The sequence below is a fragment of the Saonia sp. genome (assembly GCF_056326165.1).
Map to the genome: position 1 here is coordinate 23,485 of NZ_JBWFBN010000022.1, position 17,357 is coordinate 40,841.

Sequence of the window (17,357 nt, forward strand, 5' to 3'; positions counted from 1 at the left end):
ACAATTTATACTTATTGGTTTATTTTTAGTTGTTCCTGTTCTTCGTGCCCAAAATTTAAAATATTCCACACCAGAAAAAGAAGGCCTAAACACCGAATTTATTGACTTCAAGGTAGATTCCATCATGACTCTTGGAATTCAGAACAATGCTTTTCCCGGAGCGCAGTTATTGGTTGCTAAGAATAACAAAGTTGTTTTTCATAAGGCCTATGGCTTTCATACCTATGATAGTATTCAACAGGTAAATCTGGATGATTTATATGATTTAGCATCGGTTACCAAAATTCTTGGGCCTTTACCTGCGCTTATGAAGTTGTATGAGGAAGGAAAACTTGATTTAGATGTTCCTTTTAGTACGTATTGGAAATCTTGGAGAAATAAAAAGGATAAAAAAGACATTACGTTAAGAGAAATTCTATCGCATCAATCAGGATTGGTTCCATATATCGTTTTTTTAAGTAAAGTGATGAAAAATGGAAAGCTTAAAAAAAGATTCATTCATTCTGAGCCATCAAAACATTTTCAAAACCAAGCTTTTGAAAATGGATATGTAAAAAATAATTTCAACAAGAAAATATATCGCATTGCAAAACGCTCAAAAGTATCCTATGACAAGAAATATGTGTATTCTGGACTTACTTTTTTAATCTTTCCTGAGCTTATTCATCAAATAACAGGAGATAGTTATGAAAATTATGTAACTACTCATTTTTACAATAAATTAGGAGCAATAACTTTAGGTTTTAATCCAACACATAACAATTTAAAAAATACAATTGTTCCTACTGAAATTGACACTTTATACCGAAAGGTTTTAACCAAAGGTTGGGTACATGATGAAAATGCATCACTCTTGGGGGGTGTATCGGGAAATGCCGGTCTTTTTGGTACTGCGGAAGACCTAGCCAAGATGATGCTCATGTATCAAAACTATGGGGAATGGAATGGCCAGCGGTATTTAAAAGAAGAAACAGTAAAAGAGTTTTCCAAAATTCAATATCCCGATAATGATAACCGAAGAGGGCTTGGTTTTGACAAACCTTTGATTGGAAATGACACCTTATCGCTAAAAGACGCTTACCCTGCACCTGAGGTTAGCTCCAAAAGTTTTGGGCATTCAGGTTTTACGGGGACTTTTGTATGGGCAGACCCAGAAAACAAACTGACCTTTATTTTTCTTTCCAATAGGGTTTTTCCAACCAGAGAAAACAGGAATTTATATTCAATGAACATTCGTGGAGCATTGCAACAGGCGTTTTATCAGGCAATCATCAATCAAAATCATCGGCAAAAGTAATTTTGCCATCGGCATTCTTTAATTCAACATTATCAATAGCTCCCCAGCCACTAAAAACATAGGTGATTTCCTTTAATATACCTATTGGATTTTCATAACTGTTTTTATAAATCTCATTCTCGCTTAAACTCATGGTTAAGGTTTTGTTTTCAACATGAACCTGGAGGTTTTGCCATTCATATACATTGGCCCCAAGCATTGTTAAATCATTTGTTTTTCCAGAAACCTGCTTGTCACTCAGCTTAAGATAGGCATCACTTTCACAACCCTTATTTACTATTTGAAGAACAAAATAATCATTATCTCCTTTTAATATTACAGACACTTTAGGGCACAAAATCTTCGCTATGGAGTCCACTTTAAATGAGCTGGAATAGGTGAGATTATCACCATCCGCCTTAAAATTTTTTGAATTATAAAACATTAGATTTAGTTGCTCATTGACATTGCTTTCTTCTAAAATATTCTCTTCTGGCAATACACCAAGAGTTCCATTGGTAAGCCACTTGCTTTTATCATATGAATTCCCATTGTTTTCCTGATTAGATGTAATATACCAGTCATTTGTCTTTATATGAACAGGTATTTGGGCAAGAATAATAGTGTCGGCAATAAGTTTTGCAAAATATATTCCTGGTTGATAGTATATATCAGTCTGCTGTTTGTTTTCTTTAGAAATTTCCACCCTACGGCTTGGGTCCCAGCTTTGTTGTAAGTAAAATTTTTCGGCATCAATGGCTGAAACATCATAATCAAATACCACTGAATTGGGAACTTTATTGTCTACAGAGGTTTTTGCTGAAAATTGAACCTTTTCCATATTTATAATAGGTGTTTTGGGCTCACTTCTTGAATAACCTAAAACATAAAAAACCAATAACCCCACAGCTATTCCTAAAAGTCCACCCCATAGTAGCTTCTTACCGCTTTTCGTCTTTTTGGTACTAACTGGTTCTTGTTCCTGTACCAGATCAGTTTTTAGAGAAAGCCATTTTTTTTGAAAAGCTACTTGTGAGAGTGCATCCAGTGTAGAAATATGGGGCAGCCTGTTATTCTCGTTCTTCCATATTCTTTTCAATGTGGAAAGGCTTATTCTTACCCCAGATTTTTCTTCAATATAATACACCAAAAAATCAAAATCTTTTTGAGACCAATTCTCAGGGGAAGGCAGCCCAGAAGTCTGCTCTATCCCTTTTTTAATTTGGGTAATAAGTTCTTGGTCTTTAGGATTTATTGTGCTCATTATAAGTGGCTTATATATAAATAGAAAATAGTTCTAAAATGAATGAAAAATGGTTGATGTTTTTCCTATTGCCTTTGCATCTTGCTTTCTCATCAATAAACAAATGTAACATAATGAAAAAAACAATGCTGTTTAAAAGTGTTTTCCTAATGCTTTTAATTTCAAATTTTGGACATGCTCAATTACAAGTAACCTCACAAGAAAACAACAGTGGGTTAACTTTTGTAAATCTTAACACACAAACAGGAATCTATAAAGGAAAGGCTGCCGTCTATGGTAAACAAAAAAACTCTGGAGAAGGAAGCGGGTTAATTATCATCAATGACATTGAGCTTTCTACTGGGATTATTGAATTTGATTTGGCAGGTAGTCGAGCAGAAGATGCAAACCCTATGAGTAGGGGTTTTTTAGGTCTGGCATTTAGAATAAGTAATGATAATTCTGCTTATGATTGTTTTTACCTACGTGCTGCAAATGGTAGGGCAGATAATCAACTTCAACGTAATCATACCGTTCAATATTTTTCTTCTCCAGATTTTCATTGGCCAAAACTACGAGAAGAAACACCCGGAAAATATGAAACCTATGTGGATATGGTTCCGAAAGAATGGACGCATGTAAAAATAATTATTGAAGAGGATAGGGCAGAAATCTATGTCCATGATGCAGCACAACCTACCATGATGGTCAATGGGTTGTTAGGCAAAGAAAAATCCGGAAAACTGGCCTTATGGGTAGGTCCAGGAACAGATGCTTTTTTTGCAAACCTAAAAATCACAAAATTGAATTAAAATGAGGCTACTAATTGTATTTATTCTACTCTCTCAATTTTCTTTTTCACAGAAAATCCCCATGGATGCTTTGCATTGGGAATATGATACTACTACGGTAAAGTTTATTACACACCGAGGTGTTTCAGCAGTTCAAAATCAACCTAATAAAAATTACAACATATTTCTAAAAAATCATGTTTTTGAGAACGGAACCATTGAGTTTGATGTTGAATTAACTGGCCAAGGTTTCCCTGGTATTAATTTTAGATTGTCTGATGATAAAAAATACGGAGAACGCTTTTACATACGCTCTTTTGGACCAACTACGCCTCACATAAGAACAACCTTGCAATATGCTGCTGTTATGGATGGTTTGTGTATTTGGGATTTAACGGATGAATATCAAGCAAGTGCTACAATTTATCAAGAAGGGTGGAACCATGTTAAAATGGTAATCAACGGAAAACAAATGAGGGTATATGTAAACGATATGGCAACCCCAGCCCTTATTGTTCCAGAACTAGAATCTTGGAGAGACTCGGGAAGTATTTCTTTAAACGGAAATGTTATCTATGCCAACTTTGAGTTAAAACCCAATGCGGTAGAAAATCTAGACCCTGAAGCTGGATATATTTCTGCCTATAATGATACGCGATATATTAGAAACTGGGAAGTTACAGAACCTGTGGATTTTCCTTTTGGAAGAGACATAATAATGAATCTTCCTGGTGTAAATGGTGATAAAATAAAAACAGATTTACCAGATAGTACCACAGTCTGGACTTCACTTAAAGCAGAAAATAGAGGAATTGTAAACCTTAGCAGAAAATATGGCTTAACTCAGCGAGGAGAACGAAAATTGGCCTGGATTAAAACTACTATCGTTTCCAATAAAGAACAAGAAAGAGAATTATCCATGGGTTTTAGTGATGAAGTGTGGGTATTTATTAATGGACAAATTCTATTGGTTGATAAAAACTATTACGGAACACCCAGCCAAAAAGAACCGGCAGGATGGTGTACTATAGAAAATACAAGTTTTAAACTATCCCTCAAAGAAGGTGAAAATGAAATTTTAATTGGAGTTGCAAATTACTTCTATGGTTGGGGGATAATAGCAAAATTGGACAATATGGATGGATTAATATTAGAATAAATCAACTATGAAAGCAAAACATATTTTACCCTCTCTGGCTTGTTTATTTCTACTTGCTCAATGTAAGAATGACAAGCAAGATTCCTTTTGGGAATCTCCCAATGCCTATCTAGGGCAAAAAACCCCTACTGAAACCCCAGAAATATTTGCCAAAGGTATGTTGGTAGATTCTGGTATTGTATTGGGACGTGTAGCTTTTTCAGAGGATGGGAAAGAGTTTTATTATACGTATGCAGCCCATTGGTTTGATTCTAATAACTCTGGAACAAATGTTATTTCTTTTGATAGCATAGCATGGTCAAAACCAAAATTATTTGCTGAAAATGTATCGAACCCAACTTTTTCAATAGATGGAAAGACGTTATACTTTGGCGCATCAGGAAGTAATGTATGGCATTCGAAAAATATAAAAGGAAGCTGGACAAACCCTGAAGAGTATTTAAACAAATCGTACGGTCTTTACAATTTTATGCCTACAAAAAGTGGAACAAACTATGTAGGTTCTGGTCCTGACAAAGGTAATTATAGCGGATATGATTTTAGTACATTTTCCATGAGCGAAACAGATACTATAGTTAAGAGCATTGGTAAGCCAATAAACACTGTTGGTTTTGATGGCGATTTATACGTTGCTCCTGATGAATCTTATATGATTATCAGTGCAGAAGAAACACCCACCTACGAAAGTAAGCTGCATATCACTTTCAGGAATGAGGATGGCAGCTGGACGAAATCTAAGAGTATCAATGAAGAGATTAATATGGGAATGGCTCACCGTTTTGGACAATATGTTTCACCAGATGGCAAATATTTGTTTTACACCCTAGGGACTAGTGAAGAGGATTGCCATATTTATTGGGTAAGATGGGATAAGATGTTAAAACGGTTGAGAAATAGCTTATAAGCATTTCTTCCATTTACAAAAAACCAGAAAACCTATCTTGTACAATACTGAACAAAACAACCCTCGTTAGTTAAGCCAATTATTATATGTTTGTCAAATGAAAAAAGCAGTCTTTTTACTTATCTTTTTAAGCCTTATTCAAATAACTTATTCTCAAACTACTATGGACATGGATTTGCCTTATCGCGAAATACCTGATGAGTATTCAGAAACCTATACTGCAGGCACAGTAACTGCAAGAATGTTAGATGGTGTAGGTTTTCGATTTTACTGGGCGACCGATGGTTTAAGACCAGAAGATTTAAGTTTTAAACCTAATGATAAAGCCAGAACAACGGAAGATACCATAGACCATATTTTGGGTTTGGTACGTGTTATAAACAATTCGGTTAACCAAAGGCCTACTATTAGAGGTGCAGAATATCCTGAGTTAGATTTTCAAGGTAAAAGAAAGAAAACCTTAGAATTAATAAAAGAAACAGCAAATATTCTTAGAAAAAGTTCTGAAGCAGATTTTGAAGACTATAAAATCATCTTTAAAAATGATTCTGGCCAATCAGAATTTCCCTTTTGGAATCAGTTAAACGGGCCCATTGCTGATGCACTGTGGCATATAGGTCAAGTGGTTTCCTTTAGACGATCATCTGGAAATCCGTTTGCCTCTGGTGTTGATAAACCAAGTGTTTTTACAGGAAAAGTCAGAAATTAGAAATAAGCATCCCCTAGTTTAGCACTGTGTATACTCTTAAATTAGTATTTTAGTATTTCATATTGTTACTAGCCATGGGATTACTCATTTTTTTTGCTGTTATATCAATCTTTTTTTCTTTTTTATGTTCCATCTTGGAGGCTGTACTCCTGAGCGTGACCCCTACCTTTATTAATGTTAAAAAAAATGAAGGAAACGCTTATGCGCAAGGACTGGAGGATTTAAAAAAGGATGTTGACAAACCCTTAATAGCTATTCTCACCGTAAACACAATTGCTCACACAGTTGGGGCAATTTTGGTAGGTGTACAGGCAAAAGTTGCCTATGCTAACATGTTTGGCAATGAAAAACACACCTTTTTAGGAATTGAGTTTACGGAAGACCTTATGGTTGGTGTCGTTTCCACCATTATGACCATTCTAATTCTAGTTGCTTCAGAGATTATTCCAAAAACCATTGGAGCCACTTATTGGAAACAATTGGCAAAATTCACCACCGTTACTCTCAAAGGCATGGTTTGGGTACTAAAATGGACAGGCTTGTTATGGATTTTACAGCTTTTCACTAAACTCATTGGCAAAAAAGGGCATCATGGGAGTGTTTTAAGCAGAGAAGATTTTAACGCAATGACCGATATTGCCCATGAAGAAGGTGTTTTTCATGAATCAGAATCCAAAGTGATTAAAAACCTCCTGCGTTTTAATGAAATTCTTACAAAGGATATTATGACTCCAAGAACGGTAATGAAAATAGCTTCTGAAAACAGCTCTATAAAGGATTTTTTTGAGGAAAACCCCAAACTACACTTTTCTAGAATCCCAATTTATAAAGAGGGTATAGATAATATTACAGGCTATGTATTAAAAGACAATGTTCTAGAAGAAATTATTCATGAACACGGTGAAGCTAAGCTTGCTTCCATAAAGCGAGAAATTCTGGTCACCAAAAGAAATACTCCTATTCCACAGTTGTTCGAAACTTTAATAGAACAAAAAGAACATGTTGCCTTGGTTGTGGATGAATATGGCTCTGTAAGTGGGTTAGTAACTATGGAAGATGTTATTGAAACACTATTAGGGCTGGAAATTATGGATGAAAGTGACGGAGTCGAAGATTTACAACACTTGGCGCGCAAAAACTGGGAAACAAGAGCCAAAAAATTGGGAATTATTGAAGAGGACAAGCCTAAAACTGAATAAGTAATGGAAATAGCCTTTGTACAAACACCTCTTGGTGTTACCAAAATAGAGGGAGATGCAGAAGGTTTAGCCTCTATTACCGTAATAAATGAAGAAAAAATACCAAACGGAATAATTCCGGAAGTGCTAGAAGATGCCATATATCAATTACAAGAATATTTTGAAGGTAAACGACAAGTATTTAGCCTATCATTAAATCCTCAAGGAACAGAATTTCAAAAAAGGGTTTGGCAAGAACTGCAACAAATTCCATATGGAAAAACCATCTCCTATTTAGACTTATCAAAAAAATTGGGTGATGTTAAAGCAATTAGAGCTGCCGCATCAGCAAATGGGAAAAATCCGTTATGGATTGTTATTCCATGTCACCGGGTAATTGGAAGTGATGGTTCCCTTACTGGATACGCTGGAGGATTGCACCGCAAAAAATGGCTTTTGGAACATGAGAGTCCCGTTAAACAGCAAAGTCTCTTTTAATATATACAGACCTGATAGTTTGTTTTTAGTTAAAAAACACCTTCAAATTCACTTAAAATACCGTTTGTCGATTTTTTTTCGATTCCAATCCGAAGCAATAACAACAATAGTATAAATGCTTGTCAAAAAAACAAACTGTATGGTTTGTTAGTGTATTTAATCGATAATCTGAACCCTGCGTTCATTTTTGTTGGAGTTTTTATGTTCAAATTAGTTTGTATCTTTCCTTTTATCTAACCAAGATTCTTAGTAAATGCTATACAAACTCAATTTAGAACATATTCTATTTTTAGATATTGAAACTGTCCCAGAAAGTGAAACTTTTGAGCAATTGGATGATGAGAAACAAGAGCTTTGGGCCCATAAATCTCAATACCAGCGTAAAGAGGAGTTTACAGCAGAGGAATTTTATGACAGAGCTGGGATTTGGGCGGAATTTGGTAAAATCATCTGTATTTCCGTGGGATATTTTACCAGCAAAGGAAACATGCGAAATTTTAGGGTCACTACTTTTCATGGGGAAGAGGCCAAAATTCTAAAAGACTTTAAAAATTTGTTGAATTCCCATTTTAATAAACCACATCATATCTTATGTGCTCATAATGGTAAGGAATTTGATTTTCCTTATATAGCGCGCAGAATGATAATCAACAGCATCAATCTTCCTTACAAATTAGATCTATTTGGAAAAAAGCCTTGGGAAATACCTCATCTAGACACCATGGAACTATGGAAGTTTGGCGACTATAAGCATTATACTTCTTTAAAACTAATGGCAAATATATTAGGCATTCCTTCACCAAAAGGGGATATAGACGGTAGTATGGTAAGGGATGTTTATTACAATGAAAATGATTTGGACCGTATTATTAAATACTGTGAATTAGATGTAGTAACTACAGCTCAAGTGTTTTTAAGACTACAAAACGAGGGATTGTTAGATGAAAGCGAGATTAAAAAAATTTAATGCTTATAAAATTTAGTGCTTTGAACGCCTCTTAAATCTTGTACACTCAGAATATAAAGTCCTTCGGCTAAATCGTTCACGTAAATCTTAGCAGCAGAAGCATTGCCCTTCTTAACAGTAATTCCTGTAGTTGTGACAATGCTATAAGCTGCATTACTGGATATATTGCCCTCCAGACTAATTTCTTCAACTGCAGGATTTGGATAAACAGAAATACTTATTTCTGAATTTATGGACAAAGTCTCATAATCCATAGCGTCCTGCAGTTCGGTTTCCTCTGCGTCGTACACAAAGGTAAGTTTCGGGGTATAATTTGATCCTATATTTTCTGTGCAAATGGCTTTTAATCTAAATTCATAAGTACTACCAATTGTCAAATCTTTTAATTCAATAGAATTTTCATAAGTGTACTCTGTGGTCCAGTCATTAGAATTTTCATTTTTAAACTGTACTTCAAAAAGTGTGTCGGGGGCTTCTTTCCATTCCAATATTACAGATTTGTCATCAGCTGCTTTTAAATATGTTTCAGAAGGCATTTCGGCATTACACTTGGTTACTTCTATTCCTGTAACAATTAGGGAAAAATTTTGTGCTCCAGTGCTTAAATCTCCTTTATGGCTTATAGTAATGGTATATTCTCCTTGTGCATTATCAATCTGGATTTTTTCAAAAGGATCAACTTTGTTATCTCCTTTAGTTGCGGTCGCAGAAGCATTAGCAGCATTTAATTTCCATGGGTAAAAAGTCTTTCCATCTTTTTCAATACGAATATCCAAGTCGTTTACCAATGCCGCAGTAACATCGTTTAATGTCCCTCTGTTTACAAAACCAGTAGCTGGATCTGTCCAAGAAATAGAGGCCATTAAAGAATTTGTTCCATTTGAATTAATTGTTAAGGAATATGTTTCTCCATTAGATAGCTCTTCCTCAGAAATAATTGATGAATATTCTTTATTGATAATTGCCTCAGCTGCGGATACCGAATTTATAACTCCCCAACCCATTTTATAATCTGGTCCTGGTTGTTGCACATCATCGGCCGTATGTAACACCAATCCCTTTAAGGTTGCGGCTTTCATATACTCGCTATTTAACCTCTCATAATACTGTTGTAATAAAAGCATGGAACCAGTAACTCCAGGCGTTGCCATAGAAGTTCCTGTTGAGCTTTCATAATTTTTAGTCCCTGTATTGGATGTTGCAAAAACGTTTGTTCCGCCACCCGAAATATCTGGTTTAATACGACTATCATCCATGGGGCCAAAACTGCTATAACTAGCAACAGTGGCACTAGTTAAAATCCCATTTTTATCTATATCAGATTCTGCAGCCGCTACGGTAATTCCGTTTTTTGAAGCAGCAAAACCTAAAATTAAATCGAATCCTTGCGAATTTGTTCCATGAATAGGTGCATCATTATCTCGTGAGTGTTGTGAGTTACCAGATGCGGTTACCATTAAATAGTAAGGGGCATTGTACATGATTTTGTCCCAATCCTGTGATACTTTAATATAAGAGCCAAAATACCAATCTGGTACTCGGTCAGTTTTTATTCCATAAGAATGATTGGATAATAACAACCCATTTGCGGCGGCTTCAGAAACCTCAATTTTATCTCTTGTCCAGTTGCTTGTTATGGCCGTTGCTTTATATGCTACTCCTTTTGCCTTTTCTTTTATTCCCGATGCAACCAAAGTCCCCATCACCATTGTAGCATGTTTATCTACTTCCTCCCCTTCATCTGCAATTGATACTCGGCTATCGAACTCTTGATGCGCTTTAAGAGCTATTCCACCATCCCATACGCCCACTTGCATTCCTTCGCCATTAATGCCCAAGTCCAATTTACCCCCATGATACAACCCATCTGCTCGAGATATATGACTTACATTATCACTAAATGTTGTGTAATATAATGGAGAACCATCTGATCCAATATCTTGAAGTTCTACCAAGTTACCATCTGAAAGAGTTTCTGATATTTTCCATCCATTGGATTTTGCCAACCTTGTCATTTTATCCCTAGATTGCTCATAATCCTTTATTAACTCCAAATTAAAATCTTCAATTTTGGAAATGTTATAAGAAGCTTGAATTTTTTCTTTGTGCCATGCGGACTGGCTAAAAACACATGAAAAGCTGAAAATAAAAAGTAACACAACAACATACGTGCGCGTGCCAAAATATATTTTCAATTTGTAGTCCATTATGTACGATTGGTAAGGTTTGGACTACAAATATATTTTTATTTCAATTATACTCGCTTAAAAGCACGTTTTTTTCGATGAGTTACATGTGATTCTTTCTATTCTGTTGTGAAAGTTGTTTTTTTTGATGTGTAGGAAAATACTTTCTTTTTGTTTTGTATAAAAAAACCCTAATTATTGAACTTTAGCTGAATATAAACAGGAAAATGATCACTATATCCTCCCACATATTTTCTTCCAACATAAGTTCTATATGGATTTCCTTTATATTTTCCTTTCCATTCCTTTAAAAAATGTTCATCAAAAATATTGGCATGTGCAAAACTGTGGGTCCCCTTTTCGTAATTAAAAAAATTATGCGAAAATAATATCTGATCAAAAAGACTCCATTTCCTTTTATAGTTGGCACTTCCACGCACAGGAGATATAAGTTGTTTCATAGGGTTATACAAGGATCCACTTTTAGTTAAAGTTTCTATGCTTTCAGCATCCGGACCATCATTAAAATCCCCCATAATTATATAATTGGGATTTTCTACAACTTCTTCAATCTTGGTCATATAATTTAATATGGTCTCTGCTGCCTGTACTCTTTTGTAACCAGTTTCTGTTTCTCCGTCCCTTCTGGAGGGCCAATGATTGACAAAAACATGAATTTCTTCATTGTTTAATTTCCCATTCACATATAAAATATCCCTTGTTGTATCTCTTTCCCCATTTGGATTCTTTATCCAAACCGTAATGGTTTCAGATTTAATCAATTCAAAATATTTGGTATTATATATTAAGCCAGTATCTATTCCCCTTTCATCTGGTGACTCATAATGTACATAGTCATAAGAAATGTCTTTTAAATACTCTACAGAGATTAAATCCTTCATTACTTTGCCATTTTCTATTTCCGCGACCCCAATTAAAACAGGTGGCATTCCATTTTCACTATATCCAATCTTGGAAATAGCCTTCCCCAGTTTAACCAATTTCTTTTGATACCGCTTAGGAGTCCAATTTTTGAATCCATTAGGCGTAAAATCATCATCCAATTTATACTGGTCGTTTACAGTATCAAATAAATTCTCCAAATTATAGAACGCAATGGCAAATAATTTTTTACGTTTTTTTTTCTTGAAAAGTGATTTGAACATTCTCTTTATTTTGATAAGCTGATAAAAATACAAAATATGCTCCCCAACTATTGCTTAGATTTGCACATTAATATCTCTTGAATGTTAGAAAAGAAAGTCATTACATATGAAAAAGCAGTTCTCATTGGGGTTATAAACCGTGAGCAGAATGAAGAGAAAGTACAAGAGTATCTAGATGAACTGGAATTTCTTACCTATACCGCTGGAGGTGAGGTATACAAGCGATTTGTACAACGTATAGACCTACCAAATCCAAAAACTTATATTGGAAGTGGTAAAATGGAAGAGGTTGAGCGTTATGTAGAAGAACATGAAATTGGTTCTGTAATTTTTGATGATGAACTTACCCCAGGTCAACAACGAAATATAGAAAAGCAATTAAAGTGTAAAATCCTTGACCGTACCACGCTTATATTGGACATTTTTGCACAACGCGCTCAGACAAGTTATGCTAGGACTCAGGTAGAGCTTGCGCAGTATGAATATTTACTTCCAAGATTAACAGGTTTATGGACCCACCTTGAAAGGCAAAAAGGGGGAATTGGAATGCGTGGCCCTGGTGAAACTGAAATTGAAACTGATAGACGTATTGTAAGGGACCGTATTTCATTGCTTAAAAAGAAGCTTGCCAAAATTGACCGGCAAATGGAGACCCAAAGGAGCAATAGAGGGGCTCTTGTAAGGGTTGCTTTAGTTGGTTATACCAATGTTGGAAAGTCCACCCTTATGAATGTAATTAGTAAAAGTGAGGTGTTTGCAGAAAACAAACTGTTTGCCACATTGGATACTACGGTTAGAAAAGTAGTCATTGGCAATTTACCCTTTCTCTTAAGTGATACAGTTGGGTTCATTAGAAAATTACCCACACAACTAGTGGAAAGCTTTAAAAGTACGTTGGATGAGGTAAGAGAAGCAGATTTGCTTTTGCACGTTGTGGATATTTCACATCCAAACTTTGAAGAACATATAGATTCTGTAAATCTAATTTTGGATGAGATAGATAGTGCGGACAAACGCTGTATTATGGTCTTTAACAAAATTGATCAATACAAGGCCGAAACCATTGAGGAAGATGACTTGGTGACAGAAAAGACGGAAAAACATTTTTCTATTGATGAGTGGAAAAAAACATGGATGGAAAGAGTAGGTGACAATGCCTTATTTATTTCCGCATTGAACAAGGAAAATTTAGATGAATTTAGAAAACGGGTTTATAATGAGGTTAGGGACATCCATGTAACGCGCTTTCCATACAACAACTTCCTATATCCAGAGCATTTGGATGAGTATTAGAAGAAATTCTTACAAAACTAGTGCCATTCATCGAAGAAAACATACCGTTAATTTTTAAACCACATTTTAAGGCCAATTCGCAACATAATTTTTAAACATTAAACAGGTAGTCTTAGTTTTACATCAGAATTAAATAGTAATGGTTTCCCCAAAGCCAGGACATAACAGAATAAGTTTAAAAGTAAAATAACTCAAATCACTCAAGCCTACTTAGCTAAAAAAAAGCCTCCAATTTGGAGGCTTTTTTTTGTCAGCTTTATTGTTCTTTATTTTAGAACGAGTAGTTGAGTCCCAACATCCAATAAGACTGTAAATCATTGTCAATATTATCAAAAGTTGGAAAAATTGGAGGGTCTATTAAACCATTTCTAAGATAATTCAACGCTTCTTGTTTGTTGTTCCTTAAACCAAAATCAAATCCAACACCTATCATTTTCCATAGGGTATATCCAAATGAATTGGTCCATGTCCAATTGCTTAAATTTTCACTTTTATAACTTTGGAACATAGAAAGGTTGGTCTTAAAACTAACATCTCCCAATTGTTTTGTATAGTCTGCTACGATTTTTGCTCCAAGAGAAGACTCAAAAATGGTGTCATCGCTACTAAACACAAAATTGTAGTTTAAAGGGTGTACAACCACAACTAAATCTGCAATCGGAGTCCATGTAGCACCTACACCTAAATCTAAATACCCAGGGTCATTAAAATTGTTTAAAATGGTTGTTCTGTATTCTCCCAAGGCAGAAATAGCGAACTTATCACTAAGCTTACGGCCATAAAGCGATGTTATGTTAAATACATCTGTAGCTTGTCTAAAATCTTCACTATCCGTTGGGTCATCCTTGTCATCCAACTTCACCCAACTTAAGTTTGTGTTTAGGGAGTTTCTCCAGAAAAATTTCTCTTGAGTAAGATTGGCAAAAGCATTTACCGTAAAGCCTATGTTCCCAGAAGAATTGTTGGGAAATCCTTGGGCGTACCAATTACTGAAATTTGAAAAACTACCTCCAATCGTTCCAAATGCCCCTTTTTTCCATCCTGGTAGGGCATCAATCTTAGCCTGAATAGCATCTACCCTGCCTTGAATAGCCGCAATGGAATCTTTTTTAGTCGTCTGTTCAGATTTTAGTTCATCTAACGTCTGTCCGTAAGTTGTTGTTAAAGCAAGCATCGTTACCAATACAATAACAGCCTTTTTCATAATGTTTAGTGTTTATAGTTTAAGGGGCAAAAATAAGGATTGTCTTTTAAAAAAGCGGGGAGGTCATTTTCTTTTAAACAAAGGAACAGATGAACAGGCTTCACCATACATAATGTTTTTTGCCACCTCCTGTATTTTAGATGTCGCCAAAATATATGCATTTTGAGGAACAGGTTTGTGACTACAGCCTTTAATTATAACTGGTTTGTCTTGGAATTCTGAAAAATCTATATTCTCTAGTATAGATTGATAAATTGCCGTTTCTAACTGCTCCAAATTGCCAAGAACAACTTTTTTTGCATAAGGCTGCAATTTAGTAACGATGAGCATATATGCCCATCCTGGAATTATAGCATCTGTTGAACAGCAAAGGGCAATATATTGATTTTTATATTGTTCCCAATCATGTGTGGTTACAAACGTCCTAAAATCCTTTTCTTTAAGAATAATCCCCTCAAACAACCAGTCTTTAATATCTAATACTATTCTATCCCCCTCTGGATAATAATCCTCAAGGTCAAATACCATTAATTTACTTTCCGCAACGCGGTTAATTATTTCAGTCATCAGTTATAAGATTTCAGGAATGGATATGGTTATTCTGCTCTATAATCATCAATATTAAATCCATTATTCCCAGAATTTGAACCAGGCATAAAGAAAGCCAAAATAGGGTACACAAAAATCCCCAATCCCAATAAGGTCAATACTATCCATAAACCTCGAACCGTTTTCCTTGGCCAATCCAAAAACTCAGCAATTCCACCACAAACTCCAAGTAAAATTTTATTCTTAGACTTAGTAAGTTTTTTATTTTTCATAATTACAATATAAAAAATATTTCTCTACAACATTCCCAATTCTAACTTGGCTTCTTCGCTCATTAAATCCTGAGTCCAAGGTGGGTCAAAAGTAATTTCAACCTCAGCATCTTTAATTTCATCCAAAGATTTAACCTTTTCCTCAACCTCAGCAGGTAAACTTTCAGCAACTGGGCAATTGGGTGATGTTAAGGTCATTAAGATTTTAACATCATTGTCTTCATTTACAAAAACATCATAGATTAATCCCAATTCATATATATCTACTGGGATCTCAGGATCATATATAGTTTTGAGAACATTTACAATCTTTTCTCCTAAATCCGGAGTATTTATTTCGTCACTCATTTTATTTGTGTTTGGTATGCTATTGCATACAATTTTATTTGCTTCACCATACTTACTAGACCATTAGCTCTAGTCGGCGACAAATGCTCTTTTAATCCTATTTCATCAATAAACTCAGTATCCGCATCTATGATATCACTAGGGCACTGGTTGCTAAAGACTCTAATTAATATAGCAATAATCCCCTTTGTTATAATGGCATCACTATCTGCAGTAAAAACAAGTTTATCATTTTCTAATTCTGCATGTACCCAAACCTTACTCTGGCATCCTTTAATGATATTGTCATCGGTTTTATATTTCTCATTAATCAACGGGAGTGATTTTCCCAACTCTATCATATACTCATAGCGCTGCATCCAATCCTCGAACATGGAAAACTCATCTACAATCTCTTCCTGAATTTCTTTAATGCTCATGTCAAAATTTTGTGTAAAAATACGATAAGTACAAGTGGTATTCAATAGTTTAAGAGAATCATAACAAAGCCTAGACCAACATGGCTTTAGCGCGCTTTACTCCTTCAACAAGAATATCTACTTCTTCTTTGGTATTATAAAAACTAAAGCTAGCTCTCACCGTACCAGGAATTTTAAAGAAATCCATTACAGGTTGTGCACAATGGTGTCCTGTTCTAACGGCGATTCCCAATTTATCTAAAATACTCCCTATATCATAAGGGTGAATTCCTTCTATATTAAAGGACAATACCGAAGTTTTCTCTTTGGCTGTCCCATAAATTTTAAGTCCGTCTATAGTAAGTAATTGCTCAGTTGCATACTGAAGCAATTCGTCTTCATACTCAGAAATATTACTAAATCCGATAGAATTCATATAATCCAATGCGGCGCCAAAAGCTATTCCGCCACATATATTTGGTGTGCCAGCCTCAAACTTATGGGGCAAATCTGCATAGGTTGTTTTCTCAAAAGTAACCTCAGCAATCATTTCTCCACCACCTTGATATGGAGGTAATTTATTGAGCCATTCTTCCTTTCCGTAAAGGATTCCAACCCCCGTTGGTCCACACATTTTATGGGCAGAAACGGTATAGAAATCAACATCTAACTCTTGCAAATCTGCTTTAATATGTGGTGATGCTTGTGCCCCATCTATTAAAACTGCAGCACCCACATAATGGGCTTTTTTAATAAGCTCTTCAATGGGGTTTACTGTTCCTAGGGCATTGGAAACATGGTTACAAAAAACCAATTTAGTTTTATCTGATAATAATTTGCCATATTCCTCCATCATTAATTCCCCTTCTTGGTTCATGGGGATTACTTTTAATACAGCCCCTGTTCTTTCACACAACATTTGCCAAGGCACAATATTGGAATGATGCTCCATGGCAGAAACCAATATTTCATCTCCTTTTTTTAGAATTGATGAAAATCCATTTGCCACCAAATTGATACTATGTGTTGTACCCGATGTAAAAATAACCTCATGAGGTTTGGCAATATTAAAATGCTTCTGAATCTTTATCCTCGCTTGCTCATAAGCATCCGTAGCTTCTTGCGATAAAGTGTGCACACCTCTATGAATATTGGCATTATAACCACTATAATATGCTACAATTACATCTATTACCTGTTGCGGAGTTTGCGATGT

Annotated in this window: 18 protein-coding genes; 9 read left to right on the forward strand and 9 right to left on the reverse strand. The window is 35.2% G+C overall.

The features are described 5' to 3' along the window. Positions 1 to 1,297, forward strand: a 1,297-nt coding sequence (locus tag AC000W_RS14710; RefSeq protein ID WP_474749364.1) for a serine hydrolase domain-containing protein, incomplete at its 5' end; no start/stop codon positions are given. On the opposite strand, the gene AC000W_RS14715 is transcribed toward AC000W_RS14710, so the two are convergent. After that, positions 1,272 to 2,540, reverse strand: a complete 1,269-nt coding sequence (locus AC000W_RS14715; RefSeq protein ID WP_474749366.1) for a hypothetical protein — start codon at positions 2,538 to 2,540, stop codon at positions 1,272 to 1,274. The genes AC000W_RS14710 and AC000W_RS14715 overlap by 26 nt on opposite strands. Positions 2,541 to 2,653: 113 nt before the next feature. Here AC000W_RS14715 and AC000W_RS14720 point away from each other — a divergent pair, with 113 nt between their 5' ends. The 7 genes from AC000W_RS14720 to AC000W_RS14750 all read left to right on the forward strand — a co-directional run bounded on the left by AC000W_RS14720 (position 2,654) and on the right by AC000W_RS14750 (position 8,725). Then, on the forward strand, positions 2,654 to 3,331 hold the full coding sequence (locus AC000W_RS14720) for a hypothetical protein (RefSeq protein ID WP_474749368.1): 678 nt from the start codon (positions 2,654 to 2,656) through the stop codon (positions 3,329 to 3,331). 1 nt (position 3,332) lies between these two features. After that, positions 3,333 to 4,469, forward strand: coding sequence for a hypothetical protein (locus AC000W_RS14725; protein ID WP_474749369.1), 1,137 nt, complete (start codon positions 3,333 to 3,335; stop codon positions 4,467 to 4,469). Between the two features lie 7 nt (positions 4,470 to 4,476). Continuing rightward, complete coding sequence (locus AC000W_RS14730) at positions 4,477 to 5,373, forward strand: hypothetical protein (protein WP_474749370.1); 897 nt, start codon at positions 4,477 to 4,479, stop codon at positions 5,371 to 5,373. Between the two features lie 97 nt (positions 5,374 to 5,470). Further along, positions 5,471 to 6,082 carry a hypothetical protein gene (locus tag AC000W_RS14735; protein WP_474749372.1) on the forward strand — a complete coding sequence of 204 codons (612 nt, stop codon included), beginning with the start codon at positions 5,471 to 5,473 and terminating at the stop codon, positions 6,080 to 6,082. A 74-nt stretch (positions 6,083 to 6,156) separates the two neighbouring features. Continuing rightward, positions 6,157 to 7,281, forward strand: coding sequence for a CNNM domain-containing protein (locus AC000W_RS14740; protein ID WP_474749373.1), 1,125 nt, complete (start codon positions 6,157 to 6,159; stop codon positions 7,279 to 7,281). A gap of 3 nt (positions 7,282 to 7,284) precedes the next feature. Then, positions 7,285 to 7,758, forward strand: coding sequence for a methylated-DNA--[protein]-cysteine S-methyltransferase (locus AC000W_RS14745; protein ID WP_474749374.1), 474 nt, complete (start codon positions 7,285 to 7,287; stop codon positions 7,756 to 7,758). Positions 7,759 to 8,011: 253 nt separating this feature from the next. Further along, positions 8,012 to 8,725 (forward strand): 3'-5' exonuclease, encoded by a 714-nt coding sequence (locus tag AC000W_RS14750; protein ID WP_474749376.1) that lies wholly within the window; start codon positions 8,012 to 8,014, stop codon positions 8,723 to 8,725. On the opposite strand, the gene AC000W_RS14755 is transcribed toward AC000W_RS14750, so the two are convergent. After that, positions 8,722 to 10,932 carry a S8 family serine peptidase gene (locus AC000W_RS14755; protein ID WP_474749377.1) on the reverse strand — a complete coding sequence of 737 codons (2,211 nt, stop codon included), beginning with the start codon at positions 10,930 to 10,932 and terminating at the stop codon, positions 8,722 to 8,724. The genes AC000W_RS14750 and AC000W_RS14755 overlap by 4 nt on opposite strands. A 170-nt stretch (positions 10,933 to 11,102) precedes the next feature. After that, positions 11,103 to 12,077, reverse strand: coding sequence for an endonuclease/exonuclease/phosphatase family protein (locus tag AC000W_RS14760; RefSeq protein ID WP_474749379.1), 975 nt, complete (start codon positions 12,075 to 12,077; stop codon positions 11,103 to 11,105). A gap of 81 nt (positions 12,078 to 12,158) precedes the next feature. Between AC000W_RS14760 and hflX the strand changes: the two genes are divergently transcribed. Continuing rightward, entirely contained in the window at positions 12,159 to 13,370 is a 1,212-nt protein-coding gene (hflX, locus tag AC000W_RS14765; RefSeq protein WP_474749380.1) for a GTPase HflX, read from the forward strand. A 271-nt stretch (positions 13,371 to 13,641) separates the two neighbouring features. Here the strand turns inward: hflX and AC000W_RS14770 are convergent, their stop codons facing one another. The 6 genes from AC000W_RS14770 to AC000W_RS14795 all read right to left on the reverse strand — a co-directional run. Next, entirely contained in the window at positions 13,642 to 14,574 is a 933-nt protein-coding gene (locus tag AC000W_RS14770; RefSeq protein ID WP_474749382.1) for a DUF3078 domain-containing protein, read from the reverse strand. Positions 14,575 to 14,637: 63 nt separating this feature from the next. Beyond that, positions 14,638 to 15,144 (reverse strand): DUF2480 family protein, encoded by a 507-nt coding sequence (locus AC000W_RS14775; protein ID WP_474749390.1) that lies wholly within the window; start codon positions 15,142 to 15,144, stop codon positions 14,638 to 14,640. 26 nt (positions 15,145 to 15,170) lie between these two features. Continuing rightward, complete coding sequence (locus AC000W_RS14780; protein WP_474749383.1) at positions 15,171 to 15,395, reverse strand: PspC domain-containing protein; 225 nt, start codon at positions 15,393 to 15,395, stop codon at positions 15,171 to 15,173. Positions 15,396 to 15,419: 24 nt separating this feature from the next. Then, the gene (locus tag AC000W_RS14785; protein WP_474749385.1) at positions 15,420 to 15,743 is read right to left on the reverse strand and encodes an SUF system Fe-S cluster assembly protein; all 324 of its coding nucleotides are present in this window, start codon (positions 15,741 to 15,743) and stop codon (positions 15,420 to 15,422) included. Beyond that, positions 15,740 to 16,162 carry a SufE family protein gene (locus AC000W_RS14790; RefSeq protein WP_474749386.1) on the reverse strand — a complete coding sequence of 141 codons (423 nt, stop codon included), beginning with the start codon at positions 16,160 to 16,162 and terminating at the stop codon, positions 15,740 to 15,742. Before AC000W_RS14790 ends, AC000W_RS14785 begins: the two co-directional genes overlap by 4 nt. A gap of 70 nt (positions 16,163 to 16,232) precedes the next feature. Continuing rightward, positions 16,233 to 17,357: cysteine desulfurase (locus tag AC000W_RS14795; protein WP_474749388.1), on the reverse strand; the 1,125-nt coding region annotated here is incomplete at its 5' end.